Source organism: Candidatus Villigracilis affinis, assembly GCF_016705895.1.
In the GTDB taxonomy this organism is placed as follows: Bacteria; Chloroflexota; Anaerolineae; order Anaerolineales; family Villigracilaceae; genus Villigracilis; species Villigracilis affinis.
This window is the reverse complement of the sequence record NZ_JADJKT010000040.1, coordinates 177,173-190,724: the sequence shown is the minus strand read 5'-3', so window position 1 is coordinate 190,724 and position 13,552 is coordinate 177,173. Positions and strand designations below refer to the sequence as shown.

Here is a 13,552-nt window from a genome sequence, read left to right as displayed (position 1 = left end):
ATGAAAAACAGGTACACAGGTCTTGAAGCGACTTGTGTACCTGTCTGCTTGTCTACGTATTTACTCCTACAGGCTCTTCGCCATCATCGCGACGAGGTCGGCAGTGCGGCAGGCATAACCCCATTCGTTGTCATACCAGGCTACAACTTTGATCATGTTGCCAAGCACGAGGGTATCCATGGCGCTGAAGACGCTGGAGAATGTGGTGCCGCGCAAATCGGTGGAAACGAGCGGCTCATCGGTGACATCGAGAATGCCCTTCATCGAACCATTGGCATACTCAAGCATCGCAGCGCGGATCTCTTCGATGGAGGCTTCCTTGTTTAAGATGGCAGTGAAGTCAACGACTGAAACTGTAGGGGTGGGCACGCGGAAAGCCATGCCGCCAAATTTACCCTTGAGTTCAGGAATGACCAAACCAACGGCCTTTGCTGCGCCAGTCGAAGAAGGGACAATGTTCTGTGCAGCACCGCGGGCATCACGCAGGTCTTTTGCACCGACATCCTGTAATTTCTGTGAGCCTGTGTAGGCATGGACTGTGGTGAGCAGACCCCGTTCAATTCCAAACTTGTCATTAAGCACTTTAGCTACTGGCGCAAGGCCATTGGTGGTGCAGGATGCGTTGGAAACAATGTTGTGTTTCTTGGCATCATATTTATCGTCGTTCACGCCCAGAACAATGGTGATGTCTTCGTTCTTGGCGGGCGCTGAAATAATCACTTTTTTCGCGCCGCCTGATTCGATATGAACCTTTGCCTTGGTGGCATCGGTGAAGAAGCCAGTGGATTCGATAACGATATCCACGCCCATTTCGGCCCACTTGATCGCAGCCGGGTCCTTTTCGGCTGTGACTTTGACTGTTTTGCCGTCGACGACCAAATTGCCATCTTTGACTTCAACACTCTTGTCAAAATTTCCATAGGTTGAATCATGCTTGAGCAGGTGCGCGTTTGTCGCAGAGTCGAACAAGTCATTGACCGCCACTACTTCAAGTTCCGGGTAACGAGCCTTCAAAGTGCGGAAGGCGAGGCGTCCGATACGGCCGAAGCCATTAATACCAACTTTTACTGACATGAGAAAATCCTCCAATTTGGTTTGTTTGCAACAGAGGACACGTGACAACTTAATTTGTGCCTGCTCTGGTATGAGCTTTCATACAACCTGAATTTTACTTCTTTAAGCAAAATTTGTGAATTTTCGTACGTCCATAATTAATAGGATGAATGTAATCGTTTACCTTTTCGAAAATACGCCTTTGGCTAGATCAATGGCCCAGTCTTTTCGGAGTAAATCTGTATGATTTCCCTTGCCAGTTTCTCCGAATCGTGTCGCCATGGATGGTCATCATCTACAAGGTCGGTGCAATAAGTTCGCGCGTCAGACAGGATCTTTTCATCGGCCTGTACCCATTTTGAGTCCGGGCTGATCGTGCCACGGTAATTGTCATTACAAAGAATGATATCGAATAGGTCTTCACCCACGTGCCCTTCAAGTGCACGGACGTGGTCGAAGCAGGTGTAAGAATCCGTCTCACCGGATTGGGTAGCAATATTGCACACATACATCTTGATGGCGCGGCTGGCATGCATGGCGGCCAGTAGATCATTGACGAGCAGGTTGGGCAAAAGGCTTGTGTAAAGGCTGCCTGGTCCAACCACAATCACATCTGCATTGAGAATGGCCTTGATGACGGGTGGAAATGCAGGGGCATCATCGGGCTCGAGCCATACACGACGAACCCTGCCAGCCATTGTCGGAATTTTGCTTTCACCTTCCACTCGGATTTCGTTCAATGAGTGCGGCAGTTCCATGCTTGCGACCAGTTTTACATCATGCAATGTGGAGGGAAGTACGCGTCCGTTTACCGAAAGCACGCGACCTGATTCAGCCACCGCTTCCTCGAAGCTGCCTGTGATATCAGCCATGGCTGTAATGAAAAGGTTTCCAAAGGAATGCCCCTCCAGTCCGGCAGAGCCGCTGAAACGATATTGAAAAAGCTGCGTGAGCATGGCTTCGTCGTTGGAAAGCGCGGCGAGACAGTTGCGGATATCCCCTGGTGGAAGGATGCCGTGACTTTCGCGAAGCCTTCCCGAGGAACCACCATCATCTGCAACCGTGACCACAGCAGTGAGATTCCTTGTGTGAACTTTTAATCCGCGCAATAAGGTGGCGAGTCCATGCCCGCCGCCGACAGTGACGATGCGCGGGCCGCGTTCGCGGCGGCGAAATTCTGTGAGCTGGTCGAACACATCGGATCCGGGGCGGATAAATGGTTTTAACAGGGAACGGTTGAGCTGCAAGATACCGTAAATAACAATACCGATTCCCAATCCACCAAAAATGACGGCACGCCAAATACGTGGGATGAAACGCAGGGAGGCATAAGAAAGAAATGTGAGCAGGATCGGGTTTTCTGAATCAGTGCGATACAGGTCGATTAGTATGACGGCGAGACCCAGTCCCAGCATTGTGATGCCGATCAAGACCAGAGTAAACCATCGTTTCACACCCAGCCCTGGCCGCAACCAGCGGGGAATATCGCGCAATGCCTGCCAAAGACCTGCAAGAAAATTTTTTCGCATAAAAAAGATGATAGCAGGGTTGAATATATGAGTCAAACCCTCTAAGAAGGGAGATTTTTTACTCCTTTTTGTGTTGCCGCTTTTATAGGCGGTTGAGTGCCTGCTTAAGCTCCATACGGTATAATTGCCCTGCATATTTACAATATAATGCCAAAAAAGATGCGGAATTGGGGGATGACTCGGGGCAGCCTGACGCGCTGACTGAGTTGAAACTTGGGAAATAATGTCGTTGAGAGGAGTGCTCTTTCCAAATTGCAATTTTCCATCGTGTTGGGGATTGCCTGGTTTGAGTGCGCCTAAAAAACGGCTTAATTGAAACAAGGAGAATGTATGACAAAACCTAATTTACCCGGGCCGAAAGCCAAGGCAATGATCGAACGGGATCGGAAGGTGATCTCACCTTCCTACCCGCGTGGATATCCATTTGTGATGGATCACGGAAAAGGCAGTGAAGTATGGGATGTGGACGGCAATCGCTTTTTGGATTTTATGGGCGGTATTGCAGTAGTTTCCACTGGATATTCGCATCCGAAAGTGGTGAAGGCCATTCAGGAACAGGCCGAAAAGTTCATTCATATTTCATCGGATTTCTATCACGAAAATTGGATTCAGCTTGGCGAGAAACTGAGTGAGATCGCGCCGTTCAAGGAAGATGCGTTGACCTTTATGACCAATTCGGGGACCGAAGCTGTGGAAACCGCCATTAAGCTGGCGCGATATCACACCAAACGTACGAATTTCATTGGTTTCACGGGCGCCTTTCATGGGCGCACGATGGGTGCGGTGACGTTCACGGCGAGCAAGGCAAAATATCATGGCGGGTTTTATCCGTTGATGAATGGCGTAACACATGCGCCATTTCCGAATCCATACCGCCCAGTGTTGGAGCGTCGCAAAGGTGAGGATTACGGCGAGGCGGTCGTGCGCTACATCGAAGAGGAAATCCTCAATCAGATTCTTCCGCCCAAGGATGTGGCAGGAATTTTGGTGGAAACGATTCAGGGTGAAGGCGGGTACATCGTCCCGCCGGAAGGTTTTTACCCTGCATTGCGAAAATTGTGTGACAAGCATGGCATCCTGATGATTCTGGATGAAGTGCAGTGCGGCATGGGGCGTACAGGGAAGTGGTGGGCAATAGAGCACTTTGGCGTGGAACCGGATATGATCACCTCAGCCAAGGGTATTGCTTCGGGTATGCCGCTCGGTGCATGCATTGCTCGTAAGTCTGTGATGGATTGGGAGATCGGCACTCACGGGAATACATACGGTGGCAATCCCATTTCATGCGCGGCTTCGCTTGCGACAATTGACCTCATCGAAAAAGAGTTCATGAAGAATGCCGAAGTGGTTGGTCAGTACGCGCTGGATGCGCTGGAAGAGATCAAGACGCGCCATCCCAGCATTGGAGATGTCCGTGGAAAAGGTTTAATGATCGGTGTTGAATTCGTGAAGGATCGTGAAACGAAGGAACCCGATCACGACCTGACCGAACGCGTTGTGGACCTCGGCTTTGAGCGCGGATTGTTGATGCTTTCCTGTGGCAAGAGTGTGATCCGCATTGCGCCTCCGCTTTCGATCAGCAAGTCTGAAATGGATGAAGGTTTGAGGATCTTCGAGGAAGCGTTGACTGTAGCTGAAAAAGGTTAGAAGTAAAACAGATCGAGTTAAATTAAAAACTTCCGGGCTGACAAGCCCGGAAGTTTTTTGCTGCTAAATCTATCTGCCGCCTCTGGCTTCTTTCGTTTGCTTATCGGTAGTGGTGCTGACCAATATGGCGCGCACAGCAGTACGGCGGGAATATGTGTTCGTCGCTTTGTCGTAAGTCTTGCATGTGATCAAGGTAATCCAAGAATCTTCCTCGTGTTTGAGGATGGATACGTTGTCTGGGCTGACCGTGCGGGTTTCGCGAACCTCATAGGTGTAGACCGTTCCATAGGCGTGGACAATGATCTTGTCGCCCCATTGCAGATTGCCAAGCATGGCAAACGGGCCGGGTCTGCCGTTGGGCAGTGTGATATGACCGGTCAAGGCGCTGTTGCCCTGCCAACCCGGGAAGGCTGTTCCGTTCAACCAGCCTGCTTCATTCCACAGCCAGGAGACATCCCACTCATCTTCCACCAAGGGAACGCCCACGATCGGCATATTCACGCCGATGCTTGGAATCTCCACCCAAACGTCAGTGTTTGTGTAGGCCTTATTGGCAGGCTGAGCTGGCAGGGTGGTGATGATATTCGGAGCGAAGCCTGTAGCAGGGAGGCTGGTCGGCAGATCCTCCACATCCTCAACAGGCTCTTCCAAGGTCGGCGGGTTGATCCAGACGTTATCGCCGATCTGGTAGATGTTGACGAGATCCTCAGGATCGTACCAACGTTCGGTGGATGTGTCGTTGTAATCAGAGAGGCGCGGCGGTTTGCCGTTGATGAAATCAATCGGAAGAGAGGTCCATGCCACCGATGCGCTGTTCATGACACTGGTCTTGGTGCCATCGTAACGGGCAAAGAAGGTGACAGTGGCATTTTGCCCAAGCGGGAGGACATCCCACGAGAATTGAAGCGTGTTACCGTTCGGAATGTTACATGGGTCGGGTTGGACGCTTGGAACAACACCGCTGTAGGTGATCGGTGTACAAGCCACATATTCGAGGCCCTTCGGCAGGATATCGGTCACCACCACATCGAAGGCATCAGTGAGGCTTAGGGAAGTGTGGGTGATGAAGAGGGTGAATTTAATGGATGTGCCAGCCGTTACGGTGGTTGGGTCGGCGTCCTTTTCGATATCAATATCGGGTTCAAGGATTATGACTTCCGGTGCACTCGTGGTGAATGAACCGCCATCCCAAGTGAGGGTGACGCTGTTATTCAGCTTGTCATATTCCTGGTTCTCGATGATGTCAAGCACGATGGCGCGGTAGGTGATGACAAGTGCTGTCGGGGTTGTAGAGGCGGGGATGTTGCCGATGTTGAATTGCGCCTGACGACCCGCATTGGCCGGATTCGAGGGGGAGTCGATTGCAGAAACGGTTGGCGGGCAGACGATGCTGGTGATGTCTGTTCCACCAAGGGTGACTGATACACAGTCTACGAAGGCGAGGCCTTTATCCATGCGATCAGTGACGACCACGTTGTTGTATGGTAGTCCGGCGGGCAGGGTCATGGTGACTTTGTAGGTTACGATTTCGCCGATTGCTACATCGTTTCCGCTGGTGAAGGTTTCGCTGGTGCCGGTGATGACCTTGGAAAGGCCGGTGTCTGCAACGGTGACGGTGGCAGTATCTGTGTCTGTGACAACCACTCTACCCGGATCCGTGCCGGTGACTGTGGCAATGTTGATGGTGGTTACGGTCAGTGTTGTCGTACAGGTGTAGTTCCAGATTTCCGTGGTTTCGAGGATGTTGTTTGTGTTGAGATCACCGCTAACATAAAGCACAGGTGAGCATTTGTCATCTGTCACGATAACGGATGACAGCGGAGTCTTGCCGATGTTGGTGACTACATATGAATATGTAACACTATCACCAGGATTGACTACTGTGACGCTCGGGGTTTTCACGATCTGGATGGCAGATGACGTTGGTGGAGGTGTTGTTTGCTGGACGAAGCCAAAGTCCACGGTGCGGTTGGATTGATTATCGGCCGCTTCACCAGCTTCAGGGTTGACCGTCGGGTTGGTTTCGCCGGTGGGTTCACTGGCTCCCGGTCCAAGTGTGACCGGGTTACTGCGGATGTTGCTGCCGGAAATAACCACGCCGTTGTCATCATCGTCATTGGTGTCGACGTCCGGGTCGCCCGCATCCACCGTGCTGTTATAGCCTGTCGGCGGGATGACTTCAACAATATAGGTGTCGGCTCTGAGACCGTCAAAGCGATAAAAGCCGCCACCAGAAGTGTTCATGGTTGCGATGGCTGCGCCGTCCGGTGTGCCGTTGTCATCTGAGTCGCGATAGAGGCGAACTGTGACGTTGTCAATACCGGGCTCGGTGCCATTGCGGAGGCCGTCATTGGCTGTGCCGCCGCCTGCGCCGTCGTCCAACCAAACACGGTTGCCGAGACTATAGCCTGTTACGAAGCCGAAATCTACGGTGCGGTTGGAGTGGTCATCGGTTGCCTCGCCCGCTTCGGGGTTGATGGCGGGATTGGTTTCGCCGGTGGGTTCGCTGGATCCCGGCCCAAGGGTAACCGGGTTGCTGCGCATGTTGGCGCCGGAAACGATCACGCCATTGTCGTCATCGTCATCCACATCAGTGTCGGGGTCACCGGCGTCGACCGTGCTGGTGGTTCCCGTTGGGATAACAACTTCGACGATGTAAGTGTCGGCAATCAGATCGTCGAAGCGATAGAAGCCACCGCCGGAAGTTGTGGTGGTATTAATGGCCGCGCCATCGGGTGTGCTGTTGTTGTCTGAGTCACGATAGAGGTTGACTGCCACACCGTCAATGCCGGGCTCGGTTCCGTTGCGGACGCCATCGTTGGCTGTGCCGCCGCCTGTGCCGTCGTCCATCCAGACACGGTTGCCGAGAGAGTAGGGGATGAAGTAGAAGCCGAAGTCTACGGTGCGGTTGGATTGACTATCAACCGATTCGCCCGTTTCAGGATTGGTTACAGGGTTGTTCTCGCCAGTAGGTTCGACAGCGCCCGGTCCAAGTGTGACGGGGTTGCTGCGGACACTGCTGCCGGAGATGACCACGCCGTTGTCATCGTCGTCATCTACGTCGGCGTCAGGGTCGCCAGCGTCCACTGTGCTGCTGGTGTAACCTGTCGGGGCGATGACTTCAACGATGTAAGTGTCAGCTGTCAGGTTATCGAAGCGATAGAATCCGCCGCCAGCAGTTGTGGTTGTGGCAATGGCTGCGCCGTCCGGTGTGCTGTTGTTATCTGAGTCGCGGTATAGGTTGACCGTGACACCATTGATACCGGGTTCACCGCCGTTGCGGAGGCCGTCATTGGCAGTACCGCCGCCCGAGCCTGTGTCAGCCCAAACGCGGTTGCCGAGGCTGTAGGATGTAATAAAGCCGAAGTCTACGGTACGGTTGGAATGATCGTCTGTTGCTTCGCCAACCTCGGGATTGATGGCTGGATTGGTTTCACCAGTGGGCTCGCTGTTTCCAGGTCCGAGTGTGACCGGGTTGCTGCGGACGTTTGCGCCGACGATGACCACGCCATTGTCATCATCATCGTCCACATCGGTGTCGGGGTCACCGGCGTCGACCGTGCTGGTGGTTCCCGTTGGGATAACAACTTCGACGATGTATGTATCAGCCCGCAGGTTATCGAAGCGATAGAATCCGCCACCCGCTGTGTTCATGGTTGCGATCGCGGCACCATCGGGTGTGCCGTTGTTATCTGAGTCGCGGTATAGATTAACCGTTACGCCATCAATTCCAGGTTCGGTGCCGTTGCGGACGCCATCGCTGGCGGTGCCGCCGCCTGTGCCGTCGTCCATCCAGACACGGTTACCGAGGGAGTAGGGGATGAAGTAGAAGCCGAAGTCCACGGTGCGGTTGGATTGATTGTCAACCGCTTCGCCCGCCTCTGGGTTGACGGCCGGATTGGTTTCACCGGTGGGTTCGACAGCGCCCGGTCCAAGTGTGACGGGGTTGCTGCGGACACTGCTGCCGGAGATTACCACGCCGTTGTCATCGTCATCATCTACGTCGGCGTCAGCGTCGCCTGCATCCACGGTGCTGCTGGTATAACCCGTCGGGGCGATGACTTCAACGATGTAAGTGTCAGCTGTCAGGTTGTCGAAGCGATAGAATCCGCCGCCTGCAGTTGTGGTTGTGGCAATGGCTGCGCCATCGGGTGTGTTGTTGTTATCTGAGTCGCGGTACAGGTTGACGGTAACACCATCGATACCAGGTTCGGTGCCATTGCGGAGACCGTCGTTGGCAGTGCCGCCGCCTACACCTGTATCTTCCCAAACGCGATTACCGAGAGAGTAGGATGTAATAAAGCCGAAGTCCACGGTACGATTGGATCGGTTATCTGCGGCTTCGCCTGCTTCGGGATTTGTGGCTGGGTTATTTTCGCCGGTAGGCTCTGTGTTTCCGGGTCCAAGAGTGACAGGGTTGCTGCGGACATTTGCGCCGACGATGACTACACCGTTATCGTCGTCATCATCGACATCAGTGTCGGGGTCGCCAGCATCCACGGTACTGGTGGTTCCAGCCGGGGTAACAACTTCAACGATGTAGGTATCAGCCCGCAGGTTGTCGAAACGATAGAATCCGCCACCCGCTGTGTTCATGGTTGCGATGGCTGCACCGTCAGGTGTTCCGTTGTTATCTGAGTCGCGGTATAGATTAACTGTTACGCCATCAATTCCAGGTTCGGTTCCGTTGCGCACGCCATCGTTGGCGGTGCCGCCGCCTGTGCCGTCGTCCATCCAGACTCGGTTGCCAAGACTATAGGCAGTGACGAAGCCGAAGTCGACAGTGCGGTTGGATTGATTATCATTTGCTTCGCCAGCTTCTGGATTAGTGGCCGGGTTATTTTCGCCGGTGGGTTCAGCTGTCCCCGGTCCAAGCGTGACGGGGTTGCTGCGAATATTTGCTCCGGAGATCACCACGCCGTTATCATCGTCATCGCCTGCGTCGGTATCCGGGTCGCCTGCATCCACTGTGCTTGTGTAACCAGCGGGTGGGACAACTTCAACGATGTAGGTGTCGGCACGCAGGCCATCGAAGCGATAGAAACCGCCGCCTGCTGTATTCATGGTTGCGATTGCCGCGCCATCGGGTGTACCGTTGTCGTCTGAGTCACGGTAAAGATTGACCGTGACGCCGTCAATGCCGGGTTCGGTACCGTTGCGGAGGCCGTCACTGGCTGTGCCGCCGCCTGCGCCGTTGTCATCCCAAACGCGATTGCCGAGACTGTAGGAAGTGATAAAGCCGAAGTCCACGGTGCGGTTGGAGCGATTGTCCACTGCCTCGCCGGGTTCTGGATTGGTGGCTGGATTGGTTTCACCGGTGGGTTCGCTGTTTCCGGGTCCGAGTGTGACGGGGTTACTGCGGACATTGGCACCGGAGATGACCACGCCGTTATCATCGTCATCGCCTGCGTCGGCGTCGGGGTCGCCTGCATCCACAGTGCTGGTGTAACCAGCGGGTGGAACAACTTCAACGATGTAGGTGTCGGCACGCAGGCCATCGAAGCGATAGAAACCACCGCCCGCTGTATTCATGGTTGCGATTGCCGCGCCATCGGGTGTGCCGTTGTCATCTGAGTCACGATAGAGATTGACGGTGACACCGTCAAGGCCGGGTTCAGTTCCGTTGCGGAGGCCGTCACTGGCTGTGCCGCCGCCTGCACCATTGTCGTCCCAGACGCGGTTGCCGAGACTGTAGGATGTGACGAAGCCAAAGTCCACGGTGCGGTTGGATTGATTGTCCACGGCTTCGCCTGCTTCGGGGTTGGTGGCAGGGTTGGTTTCGCCCGTGGGTTCGTTGGCAGTCGGTCCAAGTGTGACCGGGTTGCTGCGGACGTTGACACCGGAGATGACCACGCCATTGTCGTCATCGTCATCCACATCGGCGTCGGCGTCACCTGCATCCACGGTGCTGCTGGAGAATCCTGCCGGGGTGACCACTTCAACGATGTAGGTATCAGCTTTCAGGTTGTCGAAGCGATAGAATCCGCCACCTGCTGTGTTCATGGTCGCAATCGCTGCGCCATCGGGTGTGCCGTTGTCGTCTGAGTCACGGTAAAGATTGACCGTGACGCCGTCAATGCCGGGTTCGGTGCCATTGCGAACACCGTCGTCGGCTGTACCGCCGCCCGCGCCGTTATCTTCCCAAACACGGTTACCGAGGCTGAAGCCAGTGACAATGAGTGTATCTTCGGCTGGCTCTGTGTTGGTATAACCCTCTGTGTTTGTAAGTGTGTTTATTGGAATTGTATTGGTGTAACTGCCCGGAACATCGCTGGTGACAGGCACCACGAGCGTACAAGACGAATTGGGTCCAAGGGTTCCGCCGATCAATTCAATAAGTTGCGTTCCCGCCATGGCGGTCAATGAACCGGTGCTACAGTTATTGATTGCCGCAGGTGCGGCGGCAATGTTCAGCCCAACTGGCAAGTTATCGACCAAGCCTACCTGAGTCAGGGTGAGGCCGGTGGTGTTGTTGATGGTGATCGTGAGTGTTGAGACACCGCCCGAACCTGCAATGATGACGCCGGGTGAAAATGCCTTGCCTACACTGGCACCTGCAAGATTAGACAGTGAAGCCTCTACTGGCATGGCATTGGTGGCGCCTTGCAGGGTGGTTACTGAGCCTGCGGGAATACGATTGGTGATATTTCCATTGACCGTCAATGTTGCACGTAAGGTCAATGTGCATGTCGCTCCGGCAGCGAGGGTGCCGCCGCTGAATGAGAAGGATGTGTCACCTGGGTTGCCAGTGAGAGTCCCTCCGCAGGTGCCCTCATTGAGACTGACCGGATTGGCGAGGACCATGCCTGAACCCAGAAGGGTCATGTCATCGGTGAAAGCAATACCCGTCAGAGCGACGGTTGCGCTTGGGTTGTCGAGAATCACCCTTAATTCAGAAGATGCACCACCGTAAACAAGATTTGGGTCAAATTCCTTATTGATAACCAGGCTCAAGGCTGTGGTTTGAAGCGTAGCAGTCGCATTGATCGGAGCGAAGATCGTGGTTCCACTTCCCTGCACCTGTCCGCTGATATTGGTATTGGTGATCGTATTGGTTCGCGTTCCGGTGTTGGATTGCGCACGGACATTGACTTCGATGGTGCAGATGCCCGGGACGCCTCCGATTCTGCGGTGGAACTGTACCTCCAGTAAGGGAGACGGTCGATGCCCCGGCTACGGGCGCAAATGTGCCTCCGCAATCGGTAAATCCATTCGGCGTGGGTGCAACACGCACAGCGTTGCCGCCGCTGCCCATGCTGGCGAGGTCATCAAGCACGGACAGGCCGGTAATGGGAAGTGCATTGGTGTTTTGAATCGTTATTCTCAGCCTGGTGATTCCACTGGGGACGACCAGGTTGGGGCTGAAAAGCTTGGATACTGAAAGGTCGCTGGGCTGGGTTACGTTCAGAACGGCAGTGATGTCTGCGGCTGGGTCACGGTTTTCCGTGTTTGAAATTTGCGCGGGGGTGATTCTATTTGTGACTGCTCCGGCGGTGTTGCTCGTCACATAGACTTCGATGCGGCACAATTGTCCGGCGTTGATCGTGCCGCCGGCCCAGGTGATGATATTTGTGCCAGTAGTGGCGGTAAGCGTTCCACCAATACAATTGGCCGTCTTTGAGGCAGGGGTCGAATTGGTGATGGTCAAACCGATCAACGAGAGGTCGTCTGTAATCGAGAAATTGGTCAGATTTGTATCGAGGGGGGCGGTCAGGTCAATGCGTAGACGCGTGTTTTGCCCCGGGTCGATGGTGGTGGGCGAAAATGATTTGGCACCGGTCAAGCCCACGCCCACGGCGTAGGCTGAAATGGTTGCCGTAGAATTTGGAAAATTTGTAAGGGTTGGGTGATCAGGTGAAGCCAATGTACCCGAGGCGATCGTATTGGTAACATTGCTGGCGGCAGCTGTAGCAGTCACTTGAACTGTGATCAGACATTCACCCGGTGCTCCAACACTTCCACCGGGAACCGTCAGGCCGGAAATGCTGATATTTGAACTGCCTGCAGCCGCGGTAACGCTTCCTACGCAGGAGTTTGTTACGCCGGGTGTAGGGGCTACCACAAAGGGAGCGGGCAGGGCATCAAGCGCCGCACCATTGTTTGTTACATTGGTATACGCTGATGCAGTTGGGTTTTGGATTCGGATGGTCAGTGTCGTCGTTCCGCCGACCTGGAAGCTGGTGGGGGAAAATGATTTGGTAATCCTGACAGGTTGAATGTTCAATTGAGCAGTAGCTGCGGCGGGATTTGTTACACCCTGATTGCTTTGAATCGCGGGGGCTCCCGGACCAGCAGGGATCACATTTGAATACTGGTCCGCTAAGCCGGTGACATCCACTGCCACCACACAGTTGACGCTTGGTGTGACCGTGGCATTTGTGAGCGCGATCTGGGTTCCGCCCGGGTTGGCTGTCAACGAGTAACCGCCGCAACCTGTTATGGTTGCATTGACCGGGGTTGCGAGGATAAGCTGATTTCCAAAACGTGTACCCACAGGCAGGTTATCCGTGTAGGAAACTCCGCTCAGGTTTGTCGTAGTATCGTTATTGTTGAGAGTGATGGTCAAACGGCTGGTTTGGCCCACGAAAATATTTGTCGAAGAGTATGATTTGGTCAGTGTGGGGGGCGTAACTGTGGAGACAACCAGCGTGGCGCTTGCCGGGGTTGTATTGGTAATATCAACGATGGTTCCGCCATCATTGCCTTTGGCATTCAAACCGTTTACCAAACCCGTGCCGATGGTGTTGATCAAGTTCCCGGGTGTGATGGAGCTTACAGCAACCTCCACGTAACACTGGCCCGGCGTCGGTCCTGACTGGGCTGGAACCGTCCCGCCACTCAAGGAAAAGGTTGTCTGGCCTGGCACTGCGGTCACTGCCCCGCCGCAGTTGTTAAATACCAGACCGGGAGCCACAAGATACATCCCAGGCTGGACGCCAACAAGGTTATCCGTCCAACCGGCATTTGTTAATTGGAACGAATTTGGGTTGTAGATATACACCCTTAGGATGGATGTTTCACCCGGGTCGATCTGGATCGGCGTAAATTCCTTGTTGATCTCCGCCGGGAATGACAGAGCCAGAACAGGAGAGGCTGATGACATTATTAGTGAAATTGACAGGATTAATGACGAGAAAAACAGCTTAAACGATTTGACCATTTGATTATCCTCTTGCAAAAATAACTACGGGAAACAGACTTTCAAAAAAATATATAAAAAGCATGGGCGCAAGTCTTTTATCTCAGCATCCATCCTTAAGTACTATTAATTTCCTTATCATTTTACAACTATGTTAACTTCCGTGCAATATTATTGCCCTTCA

5 protein-coding genes are annotated in these 13,552 nt (G+C 53.8%); 1 reads left to right on the top strand and 4 read right to left on the bottom strand.

The genetic code is table 11. The features are described from left to right. Positions 1-66: 66 nt before the first annotated feature. Together gap and IPI86_RS23600 are read right to left on the bottom strand one after the other, a co-directional pair. Complete coding sequence (gene gap, locus IPI86_RS23605) at positions 67-1,074, bottom strand: type I glyceraldehyde-3-phosphate dehydrogenase (protein ID WP_345300486.1); 1,008 nt, start codon at positions 1,072-1,074, stop codon at positions 67-69. A gap of 185 nt (positions 1,075-1,259) precedes the next feature. Then, on the bottom strand, positions 1,260-2,582 hold the full coding sequence (locus IPI86_RS23600; RefSeq protein ID WP_345300485.1) for a gluconeogenesis factor YvcK family protein: 1,323 nt from the start codon (positions 2,580-2,582) through the stop codon (positions 1,260-1,262). A 330-nt stretch (positions 2,583-2,912) separates the two neighbouring features. Between IPI86_RS23600 and IPI86_RS23595 the strand changes: the two genes are divergently transcribed. Continuing rightward, complete coding sequence (locus IPI86_RS23595) at positions 2,913-4,229, top strand: acetyl ornithine aminotransferase family protein (protein ID WP_345300484.1); 1,317 nt, start codon at positions 2,913-2,915, stop codon at positions 4,227-4,229. A 69-nt stretch (positions 4,230-4,298) separates the two neighbouring features. Here IPI86_RS23595 and IPI86_RS23590 read toward each other — a convergent pair whose 3' ends face one another. Both IPI86_RS23590 and IPI86_RS23585 read right to left on the bottom strand, forming a co-directional pair. Continuing rightward, complete coding sequence (locus IPI86_RS23590) at positions 4,299-11,249, bottom strand: sortase (protein ID WP_345300483.1); 6,951 nt, start codon at positions 11,247-11,249, stop codon at positions 4,299-4,301. Beyond that, positions 11,164-13,332, bottom strand: coding sequence for a hypothetical protein (locus IPI86_RS23585; RefSeq protein ID WP_345300482.1), 2,169 nt, complete (start codon positions 13,330-13,332; stop codon positions 11,164-11,166). Before IPI86_RS23585 ends, IPI86_RS23590 begins: the two co-directional genes overlap by 86 nt. Between the last annotated feature and the right edge of the window lie 220 nt (positions 13,333-13,552).